This is a genomic window from Hymenobacter yonginensis, from assembly GCF_027625995.1.
Lineage (GTDB): Bacteria > Bacteroidota > Bacteroidia > Cytophagales > Hymenobacteraceae > Hymenobacter > Hymenobacter yonginensis.
Map to the genome: position 1 here is coordinate 1,389,847 of NZ_CP115396.1, position 24,707 is coordinate 1,414,553.

Sequence of the window (24,707 nt, forward strand, 5' to 3'; positions counted from 1 at the left end):
CCCTATTTTAGTCCCACTGCCATGATTGCAACCACCACCTCCCGCGGAGAGGTTTTGCAGCACCTCGAACCGTTTTTGCGCGAAAACATGGGCACCTTCCTCAAGAGCGTGGAAGACAGCTGGCAACCCGCCGACTACCTGCCCGATCCGCGCCTTGATACTTTCTACGACGAAGTAAAGCTGCTTCGCGAGCGGGCCCAGGGCCTGAGCTACGACCTGCTGGCCGTGCTCATCGGCGATACCATCACCGAAGAAGCGCTGCCCAACTACGAAGCCTGGTTTCACCAGCTCGACGACCTGGGCCGCGACCACAATAGTGGGTGGGGCCAGTGGATCCGCGGCTGGACGGCCGAGGAAAACCGCCACGGCGATCTGCTCAACCGCTACCTCTACCTGAGCGGCCGCGTGAACATGCGTGAGTTCGAGGTCAGCACGCAGTACCTGATTGCCGACGGCTTCGACCTGGGCACTGCCCACGACCCGTACCGCGCCTTCGTGTACACCAGCTACCAGGAAACGGCCACCAACCTCTCGCACCGCCGCGTGGGCCAGCTGGCCCGCAAAGTCGGCGACGACGGTCTCTCCAAGATCTGCGGCATGATTGCCGGCGACGAAAACCGCCACGCCCGCGTCTACAAGACGTTCGTGGAGAAGATTTTCGAAGTTGATCCTTCGGAAATGATGCTGGCCTTCGAGGACATGATGCGCAAGAAAATCGTGATGCCGGCGCACTACATGCGTGAAATGGGCATCGAGATGGGCAAGACCTTCGGCCACTTCACCGACGCCGCTCAGCGCCTCGGCGTGTACACCAGCCAGGACTACACCGACATCCTCGAAACGCTCATCGCCGACTGGAAGGTGGCCGACGTAACCGGCCTTACCGGCCCCGCCGAGAAAGCCCGCGACTACGTCATGGCGCTGCCCAACCGCCTGCGCCGCGTCGCCGACCGTATGTCGGTGCCCAAACTGGAGTACCGCTTCAAGTGGATCGACTAACCTCATCACGGATTTTCCCGGATTAGACGGATGAGTCGGATTTTGTAGTCGACACTGATCCGGCTTCTTGTCAATCAACTGAGTACATAAAAAAGGAGACTTGCCGTTTGGCAAGCCTCCTTTTTTGCTTTTCGGCTACGTGATGAGTCGGCTACAAAATCCGACCCATTCGTTTAATCCGGAGAAATCCATGATTCTTATTGGCCGTCCATTACCTGGCCCATGGTCCATTTGCCGTCGGCACCCAGCTTGTAGGTGATGGTGCGGCTGGTTGGGGTGGTAGCGGCCGGCGTGGTGCCGTCAGTGGTAGAGGCCGTGGCGGTGGTTACCGGGAACGAGCGGCTGAGCATGCCGTTGCTGAGCATGTAGGTGTCCTTTCCGCTGTAGCCGGTAGCGGCCGTGCCCGAAATCATGCCGGGTGAAGCAACAGGCGTGTAGCCCCGCTCGCCGAACTCGTAGCCGTAGAAGCCACCGTTGGCCGAAGCGTTGTCGGTGAAGATGTACAGTTCGGGCTTGCCGTTGCCATTCAGGTCAGCCGAAACAGCGTCGCGCACGGCACCGTTGATGTCCACGCGTACGGGGTCGGCCGAGAGGGCCGAGCCACGGTAGGCGCGGATGGTGAGCTGGCGCTGGGCGCTTTCGCCCGTGGTGCGCACCTCGAAGCGCGAGTCACCCTGCGTGATTTCGCGCGTGAAGCTTACGGGTTCAGTAGAAGCCGTATTCTCTACGGTTGGGGTGCTGGAAGAGGTGTCTTCCACTGCCGTACGCGACGAATCACAGGCGGTGGCGGTAACCAGGGCAGTGCCGAGCAGGGCGAAAATGGGAGCTTTCATAAAAAAAAAGTAAGGAAGAGTGGTACCAGAAGTCAGCCCGAAATCGTGCGGGCTACCAGCCCCGAAAGGTTGGTGAAAGAGCAATCAAAGCAAGCCAATCACTATCAACTGGGCACGCAAAGAATGCGCAGTGTATACGCAAGGTACTGTATTCTCGGTCAAATACAAATTAAAAACGGACAAATGCATTAAATTAATGCAGCAACAGGCCACAACTGCCGCAGCTGGCAGTTCGGCTTGGATGCTGGCTATGAGGTGCTTACCGGCGGCCACGTTCCGGCCTAGCCCGCTCGCCTGTTTCCACGCAAAAGAGCCGGAAGCCGGTGGAAAGCGTGCGTGGCTTTCGTGGGCTTCCGGCTTTTCGGAAACTGGATTAGGGAAGGCGTGGGGCTAGCTTTGCACCTGCACGCCCTTCCAGAAGGCCACCCGGCCCTTAATCTGCTGGGCCGCATCCTTGGGTGCGGGGTAGTACCAGGCGGCGTCCTTGTTCAGCTCGCCGTTTACGCGCAGGGAGTAGTAGCTGGCCTGCCCTTTCCAGGGGCAGGAGGTATGCGCAATGCTGTCTTCGAAAAACTCCCGCTTGATAGAATCGGCCGGGAAATAGTGGTTATTCTCAACGACTACGGTTTCGTCGCTTTCGGCAATGATGGTGTTGTTCCAGATGGCTTTCATGGGTAGTCGGGCTTTAGTTGTTAGTTGTCGGTTGTCTCAGGTTGTAGTTGTTGGCTGCTTGGTTTCGTACTAACAACTGACAACCAACAACTGGCAACTACTACCTACTCTCCCGACAACTAAAAACCGGCTTACGTTGTTCTAAAAGCTCACTCCCCCAATTTATATGTCCGCAGGCTTTCGTTTTCGGGATTTCGTGCCCGAGGAGTCGACTGAGAAAGGCTTCGACTCCCTTTTCAAGATATTTATGCAGCTGGTCACTATTACCAGCGGCGACGTGGGTGAGGCGCTTTCCTGGCTGAATGAGCTGGATAAGCAGTACGGCCTCACCGACGACGGCTACGGTATGGGCGACTTCATCGAGGACCTCAAGAAGAAGGGCTACATCGACGAAAACGAGCAGGAGCCGGGCTCGTTCAACATCACGGCCAAAAGCGAGCAGACGATTCGCAAGTCGGCGCTGGAGGAAATTTTCGGCAAGCTCAAGAAGTCGGGGCAGGGCAACCACCGCACGCCCCACACCGGCCAGGGCGACGAGCAGAGCACCGACATGCGGGAATTCCGCTTCGGCGACTCGCTCGACCAGATTTCCATGACCGAGAGCATCCGCAACGCCCAGCTCAACCACGGCATGGACGGCGACAATTTCATGCTGACCGAGGGCGACCTGGAAGTGCGCGAGAACGAGCACAAAAGCCAGACCAGCACCGTGCTCATGATTGACATCTCGCACAGCATGATTCTGTACGGCGAGGACCGCATCACGCCGGCCAAGAAGGTGGCCATGGCCCTGGCCGAGCTGGTGAAGCAGAAGTATCCTAAGGACTTCCTCGACGTGATTGTGTTCGGCAACGACGCCTGGCAGATTGAGGTGAAGGAACTGCCCTACCTGCAGGTGGGCCCCTACCACACCAACACCGTGGCCGGCCTGGAACTGGCCCTAGACCTGCTGCGCAAGCGCAAGACGCCCAACAAGCAGATCTTCATGATTACCGACGGCAAGCCCACCTGCCTGAAGGAAGCCGGCGGCTACTACAAAAACTCGTTCGGGCTCGACCGCAAAGTGGTCAACAAAACCCTGAACCTGGCCGCCTCGGCCCGCCGCCTGAAAGTGCCCATCACCACCTTCATGATTGCCGACGACCCGTACCTGCGCCGCTTCGTGGAGGAATTCACGGAGGTGAACCAGGGCAAGGCGTACTACTCGTCGCTCAAAGGCCTCGGCCACATGATTTTCGAGGACTACAAGCGCAACCGCCGCAAAAACGTGTAAGCGTTTACCGGCCTCGCAGTAGCGCGAACTTTGTAGTTCGCGTCCCCGCGCCGTTCAAACTATTACAACGGCGCGGGGGGCGCGAACTACAAAGTTCGCGCTACTGTCTACCTCTTTCCATTCGCTCATTCTATTCTCCATTCATGCCTTCTTACGATTCTCTCTCCGCCGACCAGCTCCAGCAAATCACCACCCTCGGTGCTCTGAAGCAGGCGGGCTACCAGCCGCGCTCCGTGAAACAGGAGCTGCGCGACAACCTGATCAAGAAACTCCAGAGCAAAGAGGACGTGTTTCCCGGCATCTTCGGCTACGAGGAAACCGTGATTCCCGAGCTGCAGCGCGCCATTCTGGCCGGCCACCACATCAACCTGCTGGGCTTGCGCGGCCAGGCCAAAACCCGCATTGCGCGCCTGCTCATCGGCCTGCTTGATGAGTACGTGCCGGTAGTGGAAGGTTCCGAGCTCAACGACGACCCGCTGCAGCCGCTGTCGGTGTTTGCCAAAAACCTGATTGCCGAGCACGGCGACAACACGCCCGTGACGTGGATGGGCCGCCAGGACCGCTACACCGAGAAGCTGGCCACCCCCGACGTATCGGTAGCCGACCTCATCGGCGACGCCGACCCCATCAAAGCGGCCACGCTGCGGCTGCCGTATTCCGATGAGCGGGTGATTCACTTCGGCCTGATTCCGCGGGCGCACCGGGGTATTTTCGTGATTAACGAGCTGCCCGACTTGCAGGCCCGCATTCAGGTGTCGCTGTTCAACATTCTGCAGGAAGGCGACATCCAGATCAGGGGCTTCAAGGTGCGGCTGCCGCTGGACCTGCAGTTCGTGTTCACGGCCAACCCCGAGGACTACACCAACCGCGGCTCCATCGTGACGCCCCTCAAGGACCGCATCGACGCCCAGATCATCACGCACTACCCGAAATCCATCGAAATCGGCAAGCGCATCACCAAGCAGGAAGCCCGCATCCAGGACGTGCAGAAGGGCATGGTGACCACCAACGAAGTGATTCACGACTTGGTGGAGCAGGTGGCCGTAGAGGCCCGCGGCTCCGAGTTCGTGGACGCCAAGTCGGGCGTGTCGGCCCGCCTCACCATCTCGGCTTTCGAGCAGGTGGTGGCCGGCGCCGAGCGTCGCGCGCTGGTGAACGGCGAGACTACCACCTACGTGCGTATTGCCGACTTCATTTCGGCAGTGCCGGCCGTGACGGGCAAGGTGGAACTGGTGTACGAAGGCGAGCAGGAGGGAGCCGGCATCGTGGCCGAGAAGCTCATGGGCAAGGCCATCCGCACGCTGTTCCTGAACTACTTTCCCGACCCCGATAAGGCCAAGAAGCTCAAAGGCCGCCCCTCGCCCTACAAAACCGTGCAGGAGTGGTTCGGCCAGGGCCACACCGTGGACCTGCTCCACGACGCCAGCACGAAAGACTACCGCGCCGTCCTCGACCAGGTGCCCGGCCTGCGCGACATCGTAACAGAGCTGCACCCCAACGAGACGCCCGAGCACACCTACTTCCTGATGGAATTCCTGCTCCACGGCCTGAGCGAGTACAGCCTGATTTCGCGCAACCGCCTCACGGCCGGTGCCCAGTTCAAAGACCTGCTCAGCAGCATGTTCACCATGCCCAGCTTCGGCGAGGACGACGACGAGGACGACGAAGACGAGAAACCTCAGCGCGGCCGCCGTCGGTAGCCAAAACCAGTAGCGCGAACTTTGCAGTTCGCGCCCTCGCGCCATTCCAACGACTCTACCGGCGCGGAGACGCGAAATACAGAGTTCACGCTACAAAAAACGCCCCGCGTACCGGAAGGTGCGCGGGGCGTTTTGATGTTTAGAAAGCGAAAAAGCTAGGCCTGCTCGCTTACCACGATTTTCTGAATCTCGTCGTTGGCCTGAATCTGGTCAATCACGTCGAGGCCTTCTACCACTTTGCCGAACACGGTGTGGTTGCGGTCGAGGTGGGCAGTGTTCTGGCGGTCGTGTACGATGAAGAACTGGCTGCCACCGGTGTTGCGGCCGGCGTGGGCCATGCTCAGGGCGCCGCGCTCGTGGTATTGGTGGTCGCCGGTCAGCTCGCAGTCGATTTTGTAGCCGGGGCCGCCGGTGCCGGCCATGCCTTTGGCACCATCGCGCGAGTTGGGGCAGCCGCCCTGAATCACGAAGTTGGGGATGACGCGGTGAAACTTCAGGCCGTCGTAGAAGCCCTGCTGGGCCAGGTCGGTGAAGTTCTTCACGGTTTTGGGAGCATCTTTTTCGTAGAACTCCACTTTCATCACGCCCTTGTTGGTGTGGATTTCGGCAGTCTTCATAAGGAAGGAAATTAGGATTAACGGCACCTATACGCAGTGCCCGGGTCCGCGGGTGCGGGACCGGGCGCAAAGGTAACCAATTCAGCTGCGGCATAAACATCCGGGTGCCGCAACAGTTTCGTAAGCACACTACCACGGCGTCCTCCGACCGGAGCCGCCTTTCCACCAATCCACTTTCCGTTTTTATGAAAAAGAATCTGCGCACCGCTTCCCTGAGTGTTCTGTCGGCTGGTCTGCTCTCGTTTGCTTTGGCAAGCTGCGGCGACAACAAAACCACCGAAACCACCACCGCGACCGACATGGCTACCACCGTCGACTCCACGGCGATGATGACCGACTCGGCCCGCATGGCGAAGCCTGAAGGCGTGATGGTAGACGGCGTGGCCATGACGCCCGATAAGAACATCGTGCAGAATGCCGTGCAGGCCAGCAGCGTAACTACGCTGGTGAAGGCCGTGCAGGCCGCTGGCCTCGATGGCACGCTCAGCGGCCCCGGTCCGTTCACGGTGTTTGCCCCCACCAACGCCGCCTTCGATAAGCTGCCCAAAGGTGCGCTCGACGGTCTGCTGAAGCCCGAAAGCAAAGACAAGCTGAAAGGTGTGCTCACCTACCACGTAATTGCCGGCCGCCTGCTGGCCCAGGATCTGAAAGATGGCCAGAAACTGACCACCGTTAATGGTCAGCAGTTGACGGTATCGGTGAAAGACGGCAAGGTGATGATCAGCAACGGCAAAGACGCTCCGGTAAACGTGGCTACGGCCGACGTCATCTCCAGCAACGGCGTGACGCACGTTATCGACGGCGTGCTGCTGCCCACGGCGGAGTAACATTGTTCATCTGACACGCTGAATAAGTGCGTCAGATGAACACAAAAAAAGACCCGGCCATCTCGGCCGGGTCTTTTTTTGTGGGTGTTACTTCGTCCGTAGGGCTTGCCACCGGGCTTGGCTTACAGCCCGGCGCCGTCGGTGATGCGCTCGGCAAATCCGGCCCAGTCGCCCTGCTCGCCTTTGGCTACGGTGGTGGAAAGGTGGTCGTGAAGGATATTGGCGAAGGGCATAGGCACCAGGTGCGTGCGCGACTCATCCAGTACCAGGCGCATGTCCTTGCGGATGATGGCCGGGGCCGCGCCTACGGGCTGGTAGTGGCGCTCGGCCACCAGCTTGCCGTAGCCTTTGTAGATGGGCGTGTTGAAGAGGGTAGAGGTGAAGAACTCGTACACCTGCTGCCGGGCGAGGCCGCTTTTCTGGGCCAGCGTGAAGGCTTCGGCCATGGCCTCGATGGCGGCCCCCAGCATGAAGTTGCCGCAGAGCTTCACGGTGCTGGCCGCGCCGGGGTCGTCGCCGAAATCGTGGACACCCTGGCCGAGGGCCTCAAGCAGCGGCGCGAGTCGTTGGCGGGCGTCGGCTTCGCCGGAGGCGGCCAGCCAGAGTTTGGCCGCGGTCGCCACGTCGGGCTTGCCAAAGACGGGCGTGGCTACCAGGGTGCTGCCGTGCTGGGCGTGAGCTTCGGCTAAGCGGCGATTGGTGTCGGGGGCCACGGTGCTGCAGGAGGCGTGCACGGCCCCGGCGGGCAGGGCGGCAACAAGCCCATCGGGCCCCAGGCACAGCTCCAGCAGGGCGGCGTCATCCGTGACCATGGAAAACACGAAGGCCGCGTCGGCAACGGCGGCGGCGGGGGTGGCGGCCACGGTGGCGCCCAGCTTTTCGAGGTCGGCGGCTTTGCTGGCCGTGCGGTTATACACGGTGAGGCGGTGCCCGGCTTTCAGGAGGTTTTTTGCCATGGCCTCGCCCATATTTCCCAGGCCGAGGAAGGCTATGTTATGCTGTGTCAAGAGTGGTGTAGTGATGAGGTGATGAAGTTATGAGGTGACAGGTAACAGGTGAAAAGTAGCAGGGGTTATAACGGATGAACGTCATTCCGAGCAGCGCGCAGAATCTCGCGTGCTGACTTTGCAATAGTAGCCAGGCATCAGCACGCGAGATTCCTCCCTTCGCTCGGAATGACGTTCTTTCTTTACCTGTCACTCCATCACCCCATCACCAAAAAACACCTATTTCCGATTGTCGTCGGCTTGCTGCATGCTTACATAGCTGTCGTAGCGGGGGAGGGCAATGCGGCCTTTGTCGACGGCTTCGCGTACGGCGCAGCCGGGCTCGTGTAGGTGCTGGCAGTTGTGGTAGCGGCACTGGTTGAGCAGGGCGCGCATTTCGGGAAAGTAGTGGGCCAACTCGCCGGCTTTCATGTCCACGAGGCCCAGTTCCTTGATGCCGGGCGTGTCGATGAGGAAGGTGCCGGGGCGCACTTCCAGCATCTCAGCAAAAGTGGTAGTGTGCACGCCCTTGTCGGAAAACTCGCTGATTTCGGCGGTTTTTAGGTCCAGGTCGGGCACCAGTGCATTGATAAGCGTGCTTTTGCCCACGCCGGAGTGGCCGGAAAGCAGGGTGGTTTTGCCGTTGAGCTGGGCGTCGATTTCCGCCACGCCTTCGCCGGTGTGGGCCGAGCAGCGCATGCCCGGGTAGCCGATGCGCTGGTACATGTCTAGAATCTGCTCTTGGTAGTCGGCGAGGTCATCGTCGTAAAGGTCGGTTTTGTTGAAAAGCAGCGTTACCGGAACCCGGTAGGCCTCGGCCGTCACCAGAAACCGGTCGATGAAGCCGAACGAGGTAGCCGGCGAAACCAGCGTGACCACCAGCATGGCTTGGTCGAGGTTGGCGGCGACGATGTGGGCGTGCTCGGTTTTGTGCACCGAGCGCCGGATGATGTAGTTGCGGCGCGGCTCGATGTGGTGAATTACGCCAGCGCCTTCGGTCTGCTCTTCCACCGTGAAGGCCACCTCGTCGCCCACGGCCAGCGGGTTGCTCACCTTCAGGCCTTTGATCTTGAATTTGCCCCGCAGCCGGCAGCGGTGCAGCTGCCCCGTGCCGGTTTCGCGCACCACATACCACGAGCCTGTGGATTTTACAACGGTTCCGGTCATGAGAGTAACTGAGTAAAGGAGTATCTGAGTAAGGAGTAACTGAGCAGTTGAGTAACTGAGTAGCAGGGTCGAGCTGTAGAACGCACTACTCAGTTACTCAACTGCTCAGTTACTCTGGTCGAGCCAGCGCATGATTTTGTTGGTGGCGCCGCTGTGGTCGTGTACGTAGTCGAGGCTGAGGTCCTGCACTTTCAGGCGGGCTTCTTCCTGGTGAAACAGCGGCCCGAAGGCGCGCAGCAGCTCGTCTGCCGAATTTACCGGGAAGGCGCAGCCCAGGTCTACCAAGTCTTCAGCTTCCTGAAACTTGTGGTAAGTAGGGCCGAAAAACAGCGGTAGGCCAAAGGCAGCGGCCTCCAGCGTGTTGTGCAGGCCTTTGCCGAAAGCCCCGCCCACGTAGGCAAAATGCCCAAACCGGTACAGCTGGCTGAGCAGCCCCACGTTGTCGATGAGCAGTACCCGGGCCTGGGCCACGGTGGCGGGCTCGGCGCGGGAGTAGCGCACCACTTGGCCGGGCAGCACGTCCTCCACCAGCCGAAGCGTGGTTTCACTGATTTCGTGGGGCGCTACGATGAAGCGGAGCTGCGCGGCGTACTGGCGCAGGAGCGGCGTGAGGGCCGGCAGGTCTTCGGGCCAGCTGCTGCCGATGATGAACACGGGCACCCAGTCGTCGGTGAAGGCGTCTACGAGGGGCAGCGGGCGGGGCGTGGCGGCAGCGGTGCGCACCACCGTGTCGAAGCGGGTGTCGCCGGCCACGCTGGCCTGCCCGATACCGGCACCGTGCAGCAGGGCGGCCGAGGTTTGGTTCTGGGTGAAGATGTGGGTGAAGCAGCCCAGGATTTTCCGGAAGAAGCCGCCCCAGGGCTGGAAAAACAGCTGGTCGGGCCGGAAGATGGCAGACACGCAGATGGTAGTGATGTGCCGCCGCTGCAGCTCGGCCAGAAAGAAATACCAGAACTCGTACTTCACGAATACGGCCAGCTGCGGCTGTACCGCATCCAGGAAGGTGCGGGCGTTGGCAGCCGTATCCAGTGGCAGGTAGAAGATGTAGTGGGCGCCGGGCCAGTTTTTGCGCACCTCGTAGCCGGAGGGCGAAAAGAACGTCAGCACGATTTTGTGGCCGGGGAAGCGGGCGGCGTAGGCCTCCATCAGGGGGCGGCCCTGCTCAAACTCGCCCAGCGAGGCGCAGTGAAACCAGGCCAGCGGCGCAGTTTCGGCCTGCAGGGCGGCCTGAATCCGGGGCAGCAGCCCCTGCCGGCCCTGCACCCATTGCGCCGCTTTGGGCACAAAAGGCGCTACCAGCTGCAGCAGCCACGCATACAGGCGCAGGACAATGGAATAGAGAAAAGGCAACTTTCAGGACTTAGGGCATGGTGCTTAGGGCTTGGGCCCAGAGCAGCGAGTTCTTGGTGCGTATCCGGAAGCTCGAAAAACAATCCGTTTACACTGGAATGCGCAAAAGTAGGCTTTTGCCTGCAGGCGAACTAAAAAAGGCTCCGACGTATCCGCCGGAGCCTTTAAATCGAAGTGCTTCTAAGCCTAAGCCCTAAGCTCAGATACCTAGTGGTTGGCCTGCTTGCCGAGGTAGTTGGCAACACCTTCGCGGGTGGCCGACATAGCCTCTTTGCCTTCTTCCCAGTTGGCGGGGCAAACTTCGCCTTTCACCTCGAAATACTGCAGCGCGTCCACCATGCGCATGGCTTCGTCGATGCTGCGGCCGAGGGGGCCGTCGTTTACTACCTGGTGGCGCACGATGCCGTCCTTGTCAATCAGGAACAGGCCGCGGTAGGCCAGGGGCGAGCCCACGAAGGTCATTTCGCCGGCCTCGTTGTAGTCGTAGTGGCCGCCGAGCACGTCGTAGTTGGCCGCAATGGTTTTGGTGGCGTCGGCCACCAGCGGGTATTTCACGCCTTCGATGCCGCCGTTGTCGCGCGGCGTCTGCAGCCAGGCAAAGTGAGAGAAGTGCGTATCCGTCGAGCAGCCTACAATGGCCACGCCCTTGGCCTCAAAGTCGGCAAGACGATCCTGGAAAGCAATAATTTCGGTGGGGCAAACGAACGTGAAGTCGGCGGGGTAGAAGTAGAAGATGACGTGCTTCTTGCCCAGGTAACGGTCGAGGGAGAAATCCTCTTCGAATTCGCCGTCAATTACAGCGGTAGCTTTGAAAGAAGGGGCACGCTTGCCTACGAGAACTGCCATGGATTGGTGATTTGGTGATGAATTGATTGGGTGATGGGGAGGCGAAGAAGGGGGAGTACAACCGGATGAAGCAGCGGAATAGGGCAGGCCACGCTACGCGAAAAGCCATACGGCTAAGCCTAGGAGAATGACCTTCGTGCTGCCCTAGCGGGCTACTTTCTCGCCGGTGATGTGCAGGGAAAAGGTGTGGGCCTGAAAGCCGGGCATGTTGCGCTGCGCAAAAAACTCCTGCAGCAGGGCATCCAGCTGCGGGTCGTGGAAATCCAGGATTTCCTGCGTGTCGGAGCAGATCAGGTGGTGATGCGCCGAGCAGTCGGCGTCGTAGCGGCGCGAGGCGCCTTCGGCCGATGCTACGCGGCGTGTGAGACCGGCTTCCACAAACGAGTCGAGGGCCTTGTACACGGTGCCCAGCGACAGGTTGGGCACCTGCTGCAGCACCTGCCGATGCACCTGCTCGGCCGTGGGGTGGCCCGGCAGCTGCAGCAGGCACTCCAGAATGGTCAGGCGCTGCCGGGTAGCCCGCAGGCCGGCCTTGGCCAGTCGGTCGCGCAGTTGGCCCGGCGTGGGCGGCGTATGTTCAGGATGAAAGGTCACTAGGTAAGAATGCTTCTCCGCAAAGATACGGCTATAAGCCCGCCAGTCCCAAAAATGTTCAGTCAAGCCGCTGGAAGGGAGTTGTCAGTTGCTCGTTGTCAGTTGTTAGAAGCCGCTTGCTGCAGATGCATTGTGCCTGACAACGAACAACTCCCTAAACCTGCCCGCGACAGACTACCTGAAAGGTCTGGCGGGTGCGTTGCTCCAGCAGCAGCTCGCGCCCCTCGGTGAGGCGCTGGATGCTGGCCGCATCGTAGTTTTTGATGGTGTAGAGCTCCAGCCCCGTGTTGTAATGGATAGTGAACTGGTCGCGCAGCAGCGCCAGTAGCTTTTCGAGGCGGTAAGCCGAGAAATCCGTGCACACCGAAAAGCTGATGGCCGAGTTCTGCATCAGATGAATCTTGAGCCGCACCTGCGCCAATGCCCCGAAAATCACCTCCAGATTCTCCTCGGAGATAAACGTGAGGTCCTTGCTCTCAAACGACACCAAGCACTGCCCGTCCTTGCGGATAAAAGCCGGCGCCAATAAGCCGTGGCGGCAGTCGTGGATGCGGGTGCCCTCAGCGCTGGGGTCCAGAAACGACTTCACCAGCAGCGGAATCCGGCGCACGGCCAGCGGCTTGATGGTTTTGGGATGAATGACGCTGGCGCCGTAGTACGCCATTTCGATGGTTTCCTGATAGCTGATTTCGGGGTAGCGCACCGTATCCCGGAAAAACTTGGGGTCGGCGTTCAGTAAGCCCGCCACGTCCTTCCAGATCGTCACCGACTCGGCCTGCAGGCAGTAGGCGAAGATGGCGGCTGTGTAGTCGGAGCCCTCCCGGCCCAGCGTGGTGGTCTGGCCGCTGGACGTGCCGCCCACGAAACCCTGGGTCACGACGGGGCCGCGGGCCAGCAGGTCGGGCAGCGCGGCCAGCAGGTGGCGCTCGGTGGTGGGCCAGTCTACGCGGCCCTCGCGCCAGGTGTGGTCCGTGCGAATCAAGGAGCGGCAGTCCAGCCACTGGGCATGCAGGGCGCGGGCCACAATGCACGTCGCCAGCAGTTCCCCGAAGCTCACAATCTGGTCGTACTGCCGGTCGTAATCGCCGGGAAGGAGGGTGGCCATCCGGTCGCCGAGCTGCTCGAACAGTGTGGCCAGCAGCGGCGCGGCGCTGTCGGCCGGTGCTGCCTCGTCGGCTACACCCAGTTCCGCGGCTACGCCCGCATGAAACTCGCGCAGGCGGGCCAGTGGGGCGGTAAAATCCTGGCCGCTATAAGCCAGCTGAAACAGTTCCTCCAGCGCGTTGGTGGTTTTGCCCATCGCCGACACCACAATCAGCAGCGGCGCGCCGGCCCCGTATTCCTGCACAATGCGGCCGAGGTTGCGGATGGCGGCGGCGTCTTTCACCGAGGCGCCGCCAAACTTGTAGACTTTCAACTGAGAGGATTCCTGCATGGGCTCAAATGTAGGGCGGAACGGATATTTGTGCCACTACGCCCGAAAAAGGTTAATTTTGGCTTCCCACCCATCCGTTCATTCTCTCAGGCTTTTATGAATCAACACGACAAGCTGGCGCTGCCCGTAGGCACTACTCTGGACCGTTTCATCATGCGCAAGCAGGAGGATTTCCCTTATGCCACCGGCGAGCTGAGCCAGTTGCTGCGCGATATTGCCCTGGCCGCCAAAATCGTGAATCGCGAAATCAACCGCTCCGGCCTCATCGATATTGCCGGCGCGTACGGCAACCGCAACGTGCAGGGCGAAGACCAGCAGAAGCTCGACGTCATTGCCAACATCCGCTTCATCCGGGCGCTGCGCAACGGCGGCGAGGTGTGCACCATCATCAGCGAGGAAGACGAGGAAGTCATCCAGACCGGCAACGTGCAGGGCAAGTACATCGTGGCCATCGACCCGCTCGACGGCTCCAGCAACATCGATGTAAACGTGTCCATCGGGACCATCTTCAGCATCTACCGGCGCGTATCGCCCACCGGCGCCGAAGGCACGATGGCCGACTGCCTGCAGAGCGGCACCCACCAGGTAGCGGCCGGCTATGTAATCTACGGCTCCAGCACCATGATGGTGTACACCACTGGCAACGGCGTCAACGGCTTCACCTACGAGCCCAGCCTAGGCGAGTTCTTCCTCTCGCACCCCAACATTCAGTCGCCGAAATCCGGCAACGTGTACTCCGTAAACGAGGGCAGCTCGGTTTCCTTCTCGCCCGGCATGGCCGCCTACGTGGCGTATTGTAAGGAGCAGGGCTACTCGGCCCGCTACATCGGCTCATTGGTAGCCGACTTCCACCGCAACCTGCTCAAGGGCGGTATCTACATTTATCCGTCCACCCAGAAGTCGCCGAAGGGCAAGCTGCGCCTCATGTACGAGTGCAACCCGCTGGCGTTTATCGTGGAGCAGGCCGGCGGCAAAGCCAGCAACGGCTACATGCGCACCATGGAAATCGAGCCCCTGGATATGCACGACCGGTGTCCACTGTTCATTGGCTCTGTAGACTTGGTGAGCCAGGCTGAAGAGTTTATGGCCCGCGAGCTGGCTCAGGCAGAGTAGACGGCCGCTTCGGCCGTATTTAGCTGGCATACCTATAAAAAGAAGCCCGTCTGCACTACTGCAGACGGGCTTCTTTATTGCTGTTGAAGAAAAGAACTAGTCTTTCTTCTTGGCGCTTTTCTTGGGCGCCTTTTCTGCTTCCTCAGCGGGCTCAGCGGCTTTCTTCTTGGCTTTCGGCTTTTCTTCCGTAGCCTCGTCGTCGGCTTTCTTGGCTGCTTTCTTAGCAGGCGCTGCAGCGGGGGCTTCGGTTTCAGCGGCGGCAGCTTCGGTAGCTTCTTCAGCGGCCTCCTGGTACTCCAGGCGGCTGCTTACCACGTGGTACCACTGCACCAGCTTCTTGATGTCGGACATGTACACCCGGTCCCGGTCGTAGTCGGGGATGATTTCGCCCATGAACGCCGTCAGGTCCCGGTCATCCGACTTGTGGGTGAGGGCCAGGCTGCTGCCGTGCTTTTGGTAAATCCGGTCGAAAACTTCCGTCAGCGGTACCGTCTGGTCGTAGTCCTGGGTGTAAATGGAAATCTCCTGCAGCAACGACACCTTGTTGCGGGCCGAGGCCACGGAGCGGGTTGCCTGCTCATTGAGGGCTTCCACGATTACGCCAGCGCGGGTTGGCTTCACGAGGCGGTACAGACCGGGCATTCCGCTGATAGCGGCAATCTCCTTCAGGTCGTAGGGCATAGGGGTAAAACAGTTGTTGGAAAAAGCAAAGTTACTCAGTTGCGGCGGCTTGGCCGGGGGCTGGCAGCTTAAATACAATCGGCAGGCTGGTCAGCACTGCGTAGTCGGGCTTCTTGAACTGGAGCAGGCGCACCACACGAAGCGCCTCCTCGCCGCAGCCACCCCCGATATTCTTTACGAGCTTGATGCCTTCCAAGGTTCCGTTGGTTGTGAGCGTGAAGCTCACGATACAAGTGCCCTGGATCCGGTTGCGGCGGGCCAGAATCGGGTACTTCTTTTCCTTTTCAATAAAAGCATACAGGGCATCCTGGCCACCCTCGTAGTACTCGGCTACCGGAATGGTTTTGCCCACGTTGCCTACCTGATGCGCCGGAGCTGCCGCGGCTGGCTCGGCTTCAGGCGCTACCGTTTCCGGCGCCGGCCCGTCAGTCTTGACCTTTACTTTGGTTTTCTGCGCCAACGCCGGCACCGAGCAGGCCAGCAGGCCCAGGGCCAGCGCGAAGGAAAGTTTTTTCATGAACGTAACAGCAAGAAAAAAGGGAAGGAAAAAGCCGGAACAACCCGGCCCGGTACCCAGACAATTACGAGGCCAATCTACACAATCTCCTCCGTTTGGGCCATCTGCCGGTTCACGTCTTCAATGAAGGCCAGCACCTCGTCGCGGCCCGTTCTCTCCTCCGCCGACGTAATAAAATGGCGCGGCACCTCATCCCACGACTCGCTCATCTTGCGCATGTATTCCGTCACGTTCTGATGCGTGCGGCTCCCGGATTGTTTGTCGGCTTTGGTGAAGACCATCACAAACGGAATGCCTTCGGTGCCGAGCATTTCCATGAACTCCAGGTCGACGGCTTGGGCCGTATGGCGGGAATCAATCAGCACAAACACGCAGGATAGGTTTTCTCGCTGGCGCAGATAGAAATTAATCATGCGGCCCCACTTCACGCGGCTGTCCTTGCTGACCTTGGCATAGCCATAGCCCGGTAAGTCAACCAGATACCACTCTTTGTTAACCAGAAAATGGTTGATGAGCTGGGTCTTGCCCGGCAGGGAAGACGTTTTGGCCAGCCCTTTGCGCTCCATCAGCATATTAATAAGCGAAGATTTGCCCACGTTGGAGCGCCCGATAAAGGCATACTCAGGGAGCGTGGGCGGCGGACATTGGTCTACCCGCGTATTGCTCATTAAGAAAGAAGCGTCACGAATTTGCATACTGAAATCAACAGGTGTGTAAGCAAAGGTACGCCCGGAAATACATTGATTCCCGCTGTGCCAGGTAAACCGTAGCACAGGCAAATTTCGTAGGCTAGTCAAGGTTCTTTGTAAAGCAGGCCTATATTTGCGCGGTTCGAGTGCCCTGCTCCAGGCAAAAAAAGTGGTATATCTTTATTTTTTTCCAGGCGTTGCTGCACTTATTTAACTGAATTGGATGGGACTAAGGTGGTATTATAAAATTTCTATCTTTGCCCCCAAATTCATTGGTGCTGCACTCGCCAAAATCCGGTAATAAGTAGCGTAATGAAGAAAAACAACTCTTTCTAACGCGAAAAAAATAGTTCCCTACTTAACCCTAGGACAGGTTTTCAGTATAAGAGGCATCTTACCGCAAAACCGCTGCCACAATCAGCATCCGCACCTGGGTTAACTCCTCTTGCAACTCCTTATTCCTCAAACCCCTCCTCAGATGGACAACTTAGTCAAAAGGTTATTGAAAGCCTCTTGCGCCTTAGCTCTTACCGCTGCCGTGGCCCAGCCTGCGCTGGCCCAGAGCACGCGCCAGCAGCTTAAGACGGCAAATAAGTTATTCGACCAAGAAAACTACCGGGCCTCTATTCCTTACTATGAGCAGGTACTGGCAAAGGAGCCCAACAATGCGTTAGCGCTGTTCCGCGCCGGCATTTCTTATATGTCGTTCGACAAAGAGAAAGCCAGCGACTACATCTACAAGGCTCAAAAGCTGAAGCCTAAAGTTTCGAAGGACGTAGAGTATTGGCTCGGCCGTGTCGACCACCTCAACTACAACTTCGATGAGGCCATCACGCACTACCAGGCTTACAACGCCACGCTGAAGCCCAAGGACACCCGCAAAGCCCAGTTGGCGCAGTTGATCCAGCACTCGAAAAACGCCAAGGTGCAGTTCAACAGCCCCAAGGACATCTTCGTGAAGAACCTAGGTCCCACGATCAACACGCCTTACTCGGAGCACAGCCCCGTGATTTCGCAGGACGACAAGATCCTGCTCTTCACGTCGCGCTCCGACAACATGAGTGCTCAGTCGGTTGCGCAGGACGCTAAGAACAACAAGAAAGACAAGAATCTGGCAACTGACGGCCAGTACTACGAAAATATTTACGAAGCGCGTCGCATCGACGACGAGAACTGGGAGAAGCCACGCTCGTTGAGCACGGTGCTCAACGGCAAAGGCCACGATGCTTCGATTCAGGTGTTCGATAACGACACCAAGTTGCTGATGTATCGCAACGACGAGAACGGCGACATCATGTACGCCGAGAAGTCGGGCGCTGACTGGACGGAGCCGAAGAAGTTGAACGACAACATCAACTCCAAAGCCTTCGAGTCGGACGCGTACATCACGCCGGACGGCCGCACCATCTACTTCTCTACGGGCAAGTACTCGGAAGACGGTACGCTGGACATCTACTACGCTACCCGTCAGCAGGGTGGCGACTGGGGCACGGCCAAGCCGGTTGCCGGCATCAACACCAAGTACGATGACGACAGCCCGTACCTGAGTAAAGATGGCCGGACGCTGTACTTCGCCTCGCGCGGCCACAACACCATGGGTGGCTACGACATCTTCAAGTCGGAGTATGATTCGGTAGGCAACAAATGGGGCCGCCCGGAGAACATGGGCTACCCTGTGAATACGCCCGATGATGACACCTACTACCGTCTGAGCCCGAACGGTTCGTATGCGTACCTGTCGTCGTACCGCATCGGTGGCTATGGTGAGAAGGACATCTACACCATCAACTACATCAAGAATGCCATCATCCGGGGCAAAGTGTTTAGCAAGCGCGACAGCACGACGGTAGTTCCCGGGGTGGAGCTGGTGTTCAGCGGCACGCAGGCCGATAAAACGGCCCTGAGCTACCGCGACGTAACCAAGCCAGAAACCGGCGACTATCAGGTGAACGTGCTTTCGGGCCGTACGTACCAGGTAGCTGCTTCCAAAGACGGCCAGAACGTAGCCACGGAGGAATTCGCAGTACCCGTATCGACTAACGATTCGACGGTTATTGAGAAAAACTTCTACGTTGACTACGTAGATACGAGCACGGTAGCTGGTGTGGCTATGAAGCCCATCTACTTCGATACCGACAAATACAAGCTGCGCGCTGAGAGCATCACGGAGCTGAACAACATTGCTGCTATTCTGGCTGCTAACCCTGGTGTGAACATCTCCATCGAGGGCCACTGCGACTCGCGCAATACCGACGAGTACAACATGGTACTGGGCCAGAACCGCGCCAATGCTGCTTACAATTACCTGAAGAAGCAGGGTGTAGGCGAAACCCGCATGGTAACGGTGAGCTACGGCGAGCGTCGTCCGGCTGCTGGCAACGATACGCCGGAGAACATGCAGCTTAACCGCCGCGTGGAGTTCCGCACGATCCTGAAAGAAGGCGAAGCCATGCCAACCATGACGCCTCCTGCCGCTCCAACCTCGGCTACTCCGGTGCGCACTGTGCCGCTGCAGCCCGGCAAAAGCAAGGTGAAGATGGCCGACGGCACGAAGGTGAAAACCAAAGTGGACGAGGACAGCGACAAAGTGAAAGTGAAAACCAAAGGCGCTTCGGACGAGAAAAGCAAAACGGTTACCAAAGACGGTACCATTGATGCCAAGACCAAAGACGCCAACGGCGAAAAGACCAAAGTGAAGACGGACAACGACTAAGCCGCTTCAGACAGCAAGTAAAACGGGCCGGGCACATTGCCCGGCCCGTTTTTTTTCAACATAATGGCCGAACCAGCGTTATGTTTGGGCAATTTCGCCCCCGAATTTTCGTTGTTCGCCCCAGAACTATGGCCGTAGTACCTTACAAAGACGACACCGCTGGCAAAAAGTCGCAGGTGGCGCACATGTTTAACAGCATCGCCGGGAAGTATGACTTCCTCAACCACTTCCTGAGTGCGGGCACCGATATCTACTGGCGGCGCAAAGCCGTGAGCGAGCTGAAGCAGCTGCGGCCGGCCCGGATTCTGGATATTGCCACCGGTACCGCCGATTTCGCCATCGAAACGCTGCGGGCGGCCTCGGCCGATGCGCAGGTAACGGGGGTGGATATTTCGGAAGGCATGCTGGCGGTTGGGCGTAAGAAGCTGGAAGCAAAAGGCCTCACCAACCGAATCCGGCTGGAGCTGGGCGACTCGGAGAATCTGCCGTTTCCGGACGGCCACTTCGACGCCGTAACGGCTTCGTTTGGGGTGCGCAACTTCGAAAATCTGGCAATTGGCCTGGCCGAAATGCGGCGGGTGCTGCGGCCGGGTGGCAAGCTCGTGATTCTGGAGTTTTCCAAGCCCACGGCCTTTCCCATGAAACAGGCTTATAATTTTTACTTCCGGCATATTCTGCCGGTATTTGGTAAACTCATCTCCAAAGACCGCGCCGCCTACACGTACCTGCCCGAATCGGTGCAGGCTTTCCCGGACGGCCCCGACTTTCTGGCTATTCTCCGGCAGGTTGGCTTTACTTCTCCCGCATGGCAACCCCTCACTTTCGGCATCAGCTCCATTTACACCGCACTCAAGTAAGCCAGGTTGCATTGGCCGGCCTGCTGGCTCTGGCCGTGCCGCTCAGCGGGCTGGCGCAGAACAAGAGCCGGAGCAGCGCCAGCCGGGGCAAAGGCGGCCGCGTGAAGTCCATTACGGTGCAAAACCTGCCCGGCTACGACGACAAGTGGTTTCACCCCGGCTTCTACATTGCCCCGAACTTCTCGAGCTACAAGGTCGAGCAGTCGCCGGAGTATATCGCCAATTTTGGCACGTCGCGCGGCGTGACGGCTAATTCCAAGATCAGCCCTGGCTTTGCGGTGGGCTTTGTGGGCGATGCGCGGCTGAACGACTACCTGAATCTGCGCTTTGCGCCGGGCGTGAGCTTTATCACGCGCCAGATTGAATTCAAGCCAGATGGCTACACGCCAAATCCTGCCAACGATAATGACCCAGACGAAATCCTGACCCAAGAGGTAGGGGCCACGCAGGTGGATCTGCCGCTGCTGGTGAAGTTTCACTCGGAGCGTCGCCGCAATACGCGCGTGTACGTGGTGGGTGGCCTCAAGCCCAGCGTAAATGTGGGTACCCGTCGCAAAGACCCGGACCGCAACCAGCTGTCGGTGGCCAGCAGCGACCTGGCTATTGAGTATGGCGTGGGTCTCGACCTGTTTTACCCGTTCTTCAAGTTTGCCCCCGAGCTGCGTTTCTCGCATGGCTTGAGCAACCAGCACCAGGGCGTAGACAACATCTACAGCCGCAGCATTCAAAGCCTGCGCAGCAACACGGTGACGCTGTACCTGACCTTTGAGTAACCTACGAATGCGTGGCTGAAATCAAGAAATGGCTGGCTGCCCAACAGTGTGTTGGCGTGGCCAGCCATTTTGCATCTGGCTCTCTGTCGTTTTAACAAGTCTATATGAAAACTGCCTTCATCACCGGGGCTTCCTCGGGTATTGGCCGCGCTACGGCCGTAGCGCTGGCACAGGCCGGGTTCCAATTGGTCGTTACCGGGCGCCGCCGCGAGAAGCTGGAGGAACTTGCCCGGGAACTCGCCAATACACCCACGCATATTCTAACCTTCGACGTGCGCGACCGGGCGGCGGTGGAGGCTGCCGTCGGAAGTTTGCCTGCCGCGTTTGCTGAGGTAGACGTGCTGATCAACAACGCCGGCAATGCCCACGGCCTGGCCCCGATTCAGGACGGCAACCCCGACGACTGGGACGCCATGCTAGATGGCAACGTGAAGGGGCTGCTCTATGTGAGCCGGGCCGTGCTGCCCGCCATGACGCGCCGGCAGGTGGGCCACATTATCAATATCGGCTCCATTGCCGGCATTGAGGCCTATGCCAACGGCAACGTGTACTGCGCCTCCAAGGCGGCCGTATCGATGCTGACCCGCACCATGCGCCTGGATCTGCTGCCCCACAACATCCGGGTGGCAGAGGTGAACCCGGGCGCGGTGGAAACCGACTTCTCAAAGGTGCGCTTTAAAGGCGACGAAGCCCGGGCCGAGTCGGTGTACAAGGGCTTTCAGCCGCTGGTGGCGCAGGATGTGGCCGAAGTCATTCAGTTCATGGTGACCCGCCCGCCGCACGTAAACGTGGCCGAAGTGCTGCTGCTGCCAACGGCACAGGGCGCGGCTGCTACCATTCGGCGGGAGTCATAACCGAAAGCCAACGCACTGCAGCGTGCTGCAAAAACAAAGCCCGGCCAATCAGTTGGTCGGGCTTTGTTGCGTTTAGAGCTGTCGGGAGGCCAGCTGCTGCAGCAGGCCGGCGTGCAAGGTGTGCTGGCCGGCGAAGCGCAGGATTTCAGGCTCTACGCCGAATTCGCGCAGAAACGCACTTTGCTTCTCTACATCAGCAGGCGAAACAAACTCGTCTTCGTCGCCGCAGACCAGCGTGACGGGCAGGCCGCGCAGCAACCGCCCGGCTGCCTGAAAGTCCATGTCGGGCGGGAAGGCGCCGGCCCACAGCACCAGCCGGGCCGGCCGGAAGGGCGCGCGCGCCAGCCAGCGGCTGACTGTAGCAGCGCCCTGCGAGAAGCCCAGCACCGTTACCCGGGCCTCAGCCGAGGCTTGGGGCAGCAGGGTGGCGGCCAGCTGGTTGAGGTAGCCGACGTAGTCGTCGATTTCGAGCAGCCGGTCTTCACGCGTCATCCAGGTGGCGCCCACACGGCCGCTGGTACCTTGTAGGTAGAACCGCGAAAGGCCCTCGGGCGCCACCACCACCAGAGAAGGATCGGCGGCGCTGATGGCCGCGAAGTGCCGGATGAAATACTGGGCCAGCTGGCCGTAGCCGTGGCACACAAACCACACCTGCCGGGTGGCGGCGGTTAGCTCGCCCAGCTGGAAATAGCGCGCCGTACGCGCAACCGATATGTGGTGTTCCTGAGCCATAGCACGCAAAATCAGTTCGGGCCGCCCGCCCGTTCGTCAGGGCAGAGCGCCCAGCAGTAGCCGTTGCCTGCCGAACAAACGGCGGCAATATGCGGGCCGAACGAGGAAAGAGAATCAGCCTTTCGACGGCAGATCGTCGGCGCTGAAGCCAAACGGCAGCAGGTCGGAGAGGCTGCGGAAACGGTAGATGCTGCCGTCGGGGCCGGGCATGAGCAGCGGAATGGCCTGCTTCTGGCGGTGCTCGTACTCGGCCATCACTTGGCGGCAGGCCCCGCACGACGATACCGGCACGAAGTCGCCGGCGGCGGGGCGGGCGGCTACGGCCATGCCCAGAATGCGCCGCTCGGGCTGCGAGGCGGCCAGCCCAAACAGAGCGGTGCGCTCGGCGCAAAGCCCCGACGGGAAGGCCGCGTTTTCCTGATTGGTGCCCCGGAAGATGGTGCCGTCGTCGAGCAGGAGGGAAGCGCCGACGTGGAAGTGCGAATAAGGCGCGTAGGCCTGGTCGGTGGCGGTGCGGGCGGCCTGCCAGGTAAGGGCTTCGGCGGGCGTTAGCTCGGCTTCAGTGAGAACCTCTACGTGAATGGTGAGGTGGAGCGGGTGGGCCATGAAATAGGCAGAAATAGATATTCCGGTACCGGCTCGCGGCCCCGGCAGAAGAAGGGGCGGTGAATGTACTACAAATCCGGCGGAGTATCGGTATGCAGCCCGGAGAAAGGCGGCCGCGGGAATGGCTGTTCCGCATTTGCAGTCTGGCCTGATGGCCGACCAGGGCTGCGGACAGACCGGATTGGCAGGAATTCGTTAGAATTGGCCCTGTTTTGTGCCTTCTCAACTGCTGTGCTGACTTGCCCACTATGCCGGGCCTGATTGGCTTCTCCGCAAATTCCCACCCATGACCCGTATCACCCTGCTCGGGGCCGGCCGTTCGGCTTCCTCGCTGATTCAGTACCTGCTGCGCCACGCGCCCACCGAAAACTGGTTTCTCACCGTGGCCGATGCCAACCCAGCGCATCTGGTGCCGGTGCTGGCCGCGCACAGCGAATACGCCCGCGCCGTGCCTTTCGCGCTGGAAGATGAGGCCCTGTTGCAGGAGCTGGTAAGTGGCGCCGACATCGTTCTTTCGATGCTGCCGGCGCTGCTGCACGGGCCGGTAGCGCGCATGTGCGTGCAGCTGGGCCGCCACCTGGCCACGGCCAGCTACGTGAGTGAGGAAATCAGGGGCCTGGATGCGGCGGCGCGGGCGGCCGGGTGTACGCTGCTGATGGAATGCGGCCTCGACCCCGGTCTCGACCACATGTCGGCCATGGCCGTGATTGAGGAAATCCGGGAGCGGGGCGGCCGCATCACCTCGTTTAAGTCGTACTGCGGGGGGCTGATGGCGCCCGATTCGGAAGGGGATAATCCGTGGAAGTACAAGTTCACCTGGAACCCCCGCAACGTGGTGCTGGCCGGGCAAAGCACGGCCAAGTATCTGGAAAATGGCCATCCGCGCTACATCCCCTACCAGCACCTGTTTGCCCGCACCGAGTCGATATCGGTGCCCGGCTACGGCGACTTCGACGGCTACGCCAACCGCGACTCGCTCAGCTACCGCGCGCCCTACGGCCTCGACGATATTCCGACGATTCTGCGCGGCACACTGCGCCGGGCCGGTTACTGCGCCGCCTGGCACGCGCTGGTGCGCCTGGGCCTCACCGATGATACCGTGCATCTGGGCAATGCCGCCGACCTGACTTGGCGCGAGCTGCTGGAGTCGTATCTGCCGGTGCTGGTGCCGCGGGCCGCCACCGAAACCGCGCTGGCAGCCCACTGTGCCGACTATCTGGGGCTTTCGATGGCCGGGCCGGAGATGGAGAGGCTGCAGTGGCTGGGCTTGTTTGGGGAGCAGCCCGTGGGCCTGGCCAATGGCACGCCGGCCCAGCTGCTGGAGCGCCTGCTGACGCAGAAGTGGCAGCTGCAGCCCGCCGACCACGACATGATTGTGATGCAGCACCTGTTTGAGTTTGAGCTGGCGGGCGTGCGCTACGGCCGTACCAGCTCGCTGGTGGTGCTTGGGGATGATGCCACGCACACGGCCATGGCCAAAACGGTGGGCTTGCCGCTGGGCATGGCGGTGCGCCGCCTAGCGCGGGGCGAGGTGGCCGCCCGGGGCGTGCTCATCCCCACCGGTGCCGACCTCTACCAGCCGATTCTGGCAGAGCTGGCGGCCGACTACGGCATCCGGTTCGAGGAGCACGAAACCGCGCGCTAGGCTTGCTAACAGCTGTTGTAAGGCAGGAACAGGCGAGGTAGCTACGCAATAGTTGGAGTCTCGTCGTTGAACGACTGACGCCGGATTGTGCGGCGAAACAACATCAGCAACGGCGAGACGCAAGATATTGCGCCTCTACCTCGTTCACCCAGCCGAAAAGTATCTATAACAGCTTCTCTAGGCAGCCGCGGGTGCGTGCCAACTTAGGCATGTGCCCGGCCGCTTCCC

The 24,707-nt window shown here is 60.0% G+C and carries 24 protein-coding genes; 10 read left to right on the plus strand and 14 right to left on the minus strand.

Features of this window, described 5'->3' with window-relative positions:
• Positions 1 to 21 precede the first annotated feature (21 nt).
• Complete coding sequence (locus O9Z63_RS05985; RefSeq protein ID WP_270128406.1) at positions 22 to 999, plus strand: acyl-ACP desaturase; 978 nt, start codon at positions 22 to 24, stop codon at positions 997 to 999.
• Between the two features lie 197 nt (positions 1,000 to 1,196).
• On the opposite strand, the gene O9Z63_RS05990 is transcribed toward O9Z63_RS05985, so the two are convergent.
• The gene (locus O9Z63_RS05990; protein ID WP_270128407.1) at positions 1,197 to 1,832 is read right to left on the minus strand and encodes a hypothetical protein; all 636 of its coding nucleotides are present in this window, start codon (positions 1,830 to 1,832) and stop codon (positions 1,197 to 1,199) included.
• Positions 1,833 to 2,222: 390 nt separating this feature from the next.
• Positions 2,223 to 2,504 carry a DUF427 domain-containing protein gene (locus O9Z63_RS05995; protein ID WP_270128408.1) on the minus strand — a complete coding sequence of 94 codons (282 nt, stop codon included), beginning with the start codon at positions 2,502 to 2,504 and terminating at the stop codon, positions 2,223 to 2,225.
• Between the two features lie 166 nt (positions 2,505 to 2,670).
• Here O9Z63_RS05995 and O9Z63_RS06000 point away from each other — a divergent pair, with 166 nt between their 5' ends.
• On the plus strand, positions 2,671 to 3,777 hold the full coding sequence (locus O9Z63_RS06000; RefSeq protein WP_044002390.1) for a vWA domain-containing protein: 1,107 nt from the start codon (positions 2,671 to 2,673) through the stop codon (positions 3,775 to 3,777).
• A gap of 143 nt (positions 3,778 to 3,920) precedes the next feature.
• Positions 3,921 to 5,477 carry a sigma 54-interacting transcriptional regulator gene (locus O9Z63_RS06005; RefSeq protein WP_270128409.1) on the plus strand — a complete coding sequence of 519 codons (1,557 nt, stop codon included), beginning with the start codon at positions 3,921 to 3,923 and terminating at the stop codon, positions 5,475 to 5,477.
• Between the two features lie 155 nt (positions 5,478 to 5,632).
• Here O9Z63_RS06005 and O9Z63_RS06010 read toward each other — a convergent pair whose 3' ends face one another.
• Positions 5,633 to 6,094: a peptidylprolyl isomerase gene (locus tag O9Z63_RS06010; RefSeq protein ID WP_270128410.1), complete on the minus strand. Its 462-nt coding sequence runs from the start codon at positions 6,092 to 6,094 to the stop codon at positions 5,633 to 5,635.
• Between the two features lie 185 nt (positions 6,095 to 6,279).
• On the opposite strand from O9Z63_RS06010, the gene O9Z63_RS06015 reads away from it, so the two are divergent.
• Positions 6,280 to 6,921, plus strand: a complete 642-nt coding sequence (locus O9Z63_RS06015) for a fasciclin domain-containing protein (protein WP_270128411.1) — start codon at positions 6,280 to 6,282, stop codon at positions 6,919 to 6,921.
• A gap of 122 nt (positions 6,922 to 7,043) precedes the next feature.
• On the opposite strand, the gene O9Z63_RS06020 is transcribed toward O9Z63_RS06015, so the two are convergent.
• The 6 genes from O9Z63_RS06020 to O9Z63_RS06045 all read right to left on the minus strand — a co-directional run bounded on the left by O9Z63_RS06020 (position 7,044) and on the right by O9Z63_RS06045 (position 13,299).
• A complete protein-coding gene (locus O9Z63_RS06020; protein ID WP_270128412.1) occupies positions 7,044 to 7,928 on the minus strand; it encodes an NAD(P)-dependent oxidoreductase in 885 nt (294 codons plus the stop codon).
• Between the two features lie 219 nt (positions 7,929 to 8,147).
• The gene (rsgA, locus tag O9Z63_RS06025; protein ID WP_270128413.1) at positions 8,148 to 9,074 is read right to left on the minus strand and encodes a ribosome small subunit-dependent GTPase A; all 927 of its coding nucleotides are present in this window, start codon (positions 9,072 to 9,074) and stop codon (positions 8,148 to 8,150) included.
• A gap of 105 nt (positions 9,075 to 9,179) precedes the next feature.
• Positions 9,180 to 10,424, minus strand: coding sequence for a 3-deoxy-D-manno-octulosonic acid transferase (locus O9Z63_RS06030; RefSeq protein ID WP_270128414.1), 1,245 nt, complete (start codon positions 10,422 to 10,424; stop codon positions 9,180 to 9,182).
• A gap of 207 nt (positions 10,425 to 10,631) precedes the next feature.
• The gene (locus O9Z63_RS06035) at positions 10,632 to 11,270 is read right to left on the minus strand and encodes a peroxiredoxin (RefSeq protein ID WP_270128415.1); all 639 of its coding nucleotides are present in this window, start codon (positions 11,268 to 11,270) and stop codon (positions 10,632 to 10,634) included.
• Between the two features lie 144 nt (positions 11,271 to 11,414).
• Positions 11,415 to 11,864, minus strand: coding sequence for a Fur family transcriptional regulator (locus O9Z63_RS06040; RefSeq protein WP_270128416.1), 450 nt, complete (start codon positions 11,862 to 11,864; stop codon positions 11,415 to 11,417).
• Between the two features lie 154 nt (positions 11,865 to 12,018).
• Positions 12,019 to 13,299 carry an aspartate kinase gene (locus O9Z63_RS06045; protein WP_270128417.1) on the minus strand — a complete coding sequence of 427 codons (1,281 nt, stop codon included), beginning with the start codon at positions 13,297 to 13,299 and terminating at the stop codon, positions 12,019 to 12,021.
• Positions 13,300 to 13,395: 96 nt separating this feature from the next.
• On the opposite strand from O9Z63_RS06045, the gene fbp reads away from it, so the two are divergent.
• On the plus strand, positions 13,396 to 14,412 hold the full coding sequence (gene fbp, locus O9Z63_RS06050) for a class 1 fructose-bisphosphatase (protein ID WP_270128418.1): 1,017 nt from the start codon (positions 13,396 to 13,398) through the stop codon (positions 14,410 to 14,412).
• Between the two features lie 96 nt (positions 14,413 to 14,508).
• On the opposite strand, the gene O9Z63_RS06055 is transcribed toward fbp, so the two are convergent.
• The 3 genes from O9Z63_RS06055 to yihA form a co-directional block, all read right to left on the minus strand.
• A complete protein-coding gene (locus tag O9Z63_RS06055; protein WP_044017863.1) occupies positions 14,509 to 15,093 on the minus strand; it encodes a DUF5606 family protein in 585 nt (194 codons plus the stop codon).
• A gap of 31 nt (positions 15,094 to 15,124) precedes the next feature.
• Positions 15,125 to 15,610: an energy transducer TonB gene (locus tag O9Z63_RS06060; protein WP_270128419.1), complete on the minus strand. Its 486-nt coding sequence runs from the start codon at positions 15,608 to 15,610 to the stop codon at positions 15,125 to 15,127.
• Positions 15,611 to 15,687: 77 nt separating this feature from the next.
• Positions 15,688 to 16,305 (minus strand): ribosome biogenesis GTP-binding protein YihA/YsxC, encoded by a 618-nt coding sequence (yihA, locus tag O9Z63_RS06065; protein WP_270128420.1) that lies wholly within the window; start codon positions 16,303 to 16,305, stop codon positions 15,688 to 15,690.
• Between the two features lie 532 nt (positions 16,306 to 16,837).
• Here yihA and O9Z63_RS06070 point away from each other — a divergent pair.
• The 4 genes from O9Z63_RS06070 (at position 16,838) to O9Z63_RS06085 (ending at position 21,496) form a co-directional block, all read left to right on the plus strand.
• Positions 16,838 to 19,012 carry an OmpA family protein gene (locus tag O9Z63_RS06070; RefSeq protein ID WP_270128421.1) on the plus strand — a complete coding sequence of 725 codons (2,175 nt, stop codon included), beginning with the start codon at positions 16,838 to 16,840 and terminating at the stop codon, positions 19,010 to 19,012.
• Positions 19,013 to 19,140: 128 nt separating this feature from the next.
• Complete coding sequence (gene ubiE / locus O9Z63_RS06075; protein WP_044017859.1) at positions 19,141 to 19,869, plus strand: bifunctional demethylmenaquinone methyltransferase/2-methoxy-6-polyprenyl-1,4-benzoquinol methylase UbiE; 729 nt, start codon at positions 19,141 to 19,143, stop codon at positions 19,867 to 19,869.
• On the plus strand, positions 19,818 to 20,642 hold the full coding sequence (gene porT, locus O9Z63_RS06080) for a type IX secretion/gliding motility protein PorT/SprT (RefSeq protein WP_270128422.1): 825 nt from the start codon (positions 19,818 to 19,820) through the stop codon (positions 20,640 to 20,642). The genes ubiE and porT overlap by 52 nt, the downstream gene beginning before the upstream one ends.
• Before the next feature lie 104 nt (positions 20,643 to 20,746).
• On the plus strand, positions 20,747 to 21,496 hold the full coding sequence (locus O9Z63_RS06085; RefSeq protein ID WP_270128423.1) for an SDR family NAD(P)-dependent oxidoreductase: 750 nt from the start codon (positions 20,747 to 20,749) through the stop codon (positions 21,494 to 21,496).
• Positions 21,497 to 21,568: 72 nt separating this feature from the next.
• Here O9Z63_RS06085 and O9Z63_RS06090 read toward each other — a convergent pair whose 3' ends face one another.
• Positions 21,569 to 22,228 carry an alpha/beta hydrolase gene (locus tag O9Z63_RS06090; RefSeq protein WP_270128424.1) on the minus strand — a complete coding sequence of 220 codons (660 nt, stop codon included), beginning with the start codon at positions 22,226 to 22,228 and terminating at the stop codon, positions 21,569 to 21,571.
• A 114-nt stretch (positions 22,229 to 22,342) separates the two neighbouring features.
• The gene (gene cdd, locus O9Z63_RS06095) at positions 22,343 to 22,834 is read right to left on the minus strand and encodes a cytidine deaminase (RefSeq protein ID WP_270128425.1); all 492 of its coding nucleotides are present in this window, start codon (positions 22,832 to 22,834) and stop codon (positions 22,343 to 22,345) included.
• Positions 22,835 to 23,120: 286 nt separating this feature from the next.
• Here cdd and O9Z63_RS06100 point away from each other — a divergent pair, with 286 nt between their 5' ends.
• Positions 23,121 to 24,479 (plus strand): saccharopine dehydrogenase C-terminal domain-containing protein, encoded by a 1,359-nt coding sequence (locus tag O9Z63_RS06100; protein WP_270128426.1) that lies wholly within the window; start codon positions 23,121 to 23,123, stop codon positions 24,477 to 24,479.
• Positions 24,480 to 24,707: the final 228 nt, after the last annotated feature.

What these genes read in the sequence shown, in the direction of transcription:
- O9Z63_RS06090 (WP_270128424.1), bottom strand. Translation starts at nt 22,228, where the DNA reads ATGGCTCAGGAACACCACATATCGGTTGCGCGTACGGCGCGCTATTTC.
- ubiE (WP_044017859.1), top strand. Translation starts at nt 19,141, where the DNA reads ATGGCCGTAGTACCTTACAAAGACGACACCGCTGGCAAAAAGTCGCAG.
- O9Z63_RS05985 (WP_270128406.1), top strand. Translation starts at nt 22, where the DNA reads ATGATTGCAACCACCACCTCCCGCGGAGAGGTTTTGCAGCACCTCGAA.
- O9Z63_RS06100 (WP_270128426.1), top strand. Translation starts at nt 23,121, where the DNA reads ATGACCCGTATCACCCTGCTCGGGGCCGGCCGTTCGGCTTCCTCGCTG.
- porT (WP_270128422.1), top strand. Translation starts at nt 19,818, where the DNA reads ATGGCAACCCCTCACTTTCGGCATCAGCTCCATTTACACCGCACTCAA.
- O9Z63_RS06045 (WP_270128417.1), bottom strand. Translation starts at nt 13,299, where the DNA reads ATGCAGGAATCCTCTCAGTTGAAAGTCTACAAGTTTGGCGGCGCCTCG.
- O9Z63_RS05990 (WP_270128407.1), bottom strand. Translation starts at nt 1,832, where the DNA reads ATGAAAGCTCCCATTTTCGCCCTGCTCGGCACTGCCCTGGTTACCGCC.
- O9Z63_RS06005 (WP_270128409.1), top strand. Translation starts at nt 3,921, where the DNA reads ATGCCTTCTTACGATTCTCTCTCCGCCGACCAGCTCCAGCAAATCACC.
- fbp (WP_270128418.1), top strand. Translation starts at nt 13,396, where the DNA reads ATGAATCAACACGACAAGCTGGCGCTGCCCGTAGGCACTACTCTGGAC.
- O9Z63_RS06015 (WP_270128411.1), top strand. Translation starts at nt 6,280, where the DNA reads ATGAAAAAGAATCTGCGCACCGCTTCCCTGAGTGTTCTGTCGGCTGGT.
- O9Z63_RS06055 (WP_044017863.1), bottom strand. Translation starts at nt 15,093, where the DNA reads ATGCCCTACGACCTGAAGGAGATTGCCGCTATCAGCGGAATGCCCGGT.
- O9Z63_RS05995 (WP_270128408.1), bottom strand. Translation starts at nt 2,504, where the DNA reads ATGAAAGCCATCTGGAACAACACCATCATTGCCGAAAGCGACGAAACC.
- O9Z63_RS06060 (WP_270128419.1), bottom strand. Translation starts at nt 15,610, where the DNA reads ATGAAAAAACTTTCCTTCGCGCTGGCCCTGGGCCTGCTGGCCTGCTCG.
- O9Z63_RS06010 (WP_270128410.1), bottom strand. Translation starts at nt 6,094, where the DNA reads ATGAAGACTGCCGAAATCCACACCAACAAGGGCGTGATGAAAGTGGAG.
- rsgA (WP_270128413.1), bottom strand. Translation starts at nt 9,074, where the DNA reads ATGACCGGAACCGTTGTAAAATCCACAGGCTCGTGGTATGTGGTGCGC.
- O9Z63_RS06085 (WP_270128423.1), top strand. Translation starts at nt 20,747, where the DNA reads ATGAAAACTGCCTTCATCACCGGGGCTTCCTCGGGTATTGGCCGCGCT.
- yihA (WP_270128420.1), bottom strand. Translation starts at nt 16,305, where the DNA reads ATGCAAATTCGTGACGCTTCTTTCTTAATGAGCAATACGCGGGTAGAC.
- O9Z63_RS06000 (WP_044002390.1), top strand. Translation starts at nt 2,671, where the DNA reads ATGTCCGCAGGCTTTCGTTTTCGGGATTTCGTGCCCGAGGAGTCGACT.
- cdd (WP_270128425.1), bottom strand. Translation starts at nt 22,834, where the DNA reads ATGGCCCACCCGCTCCACCTCACCATTCACGTAGAGGTTCTCACTGAA.
- O9Z63_RS06035 (WP_270128415.1), bottom strand. Translation starts at nt 11,270, where the DNA reads ATGGCAGTTCTCGTAGGCAAGCGTGCCCCTTCTTTCAAAGCTACCGCT.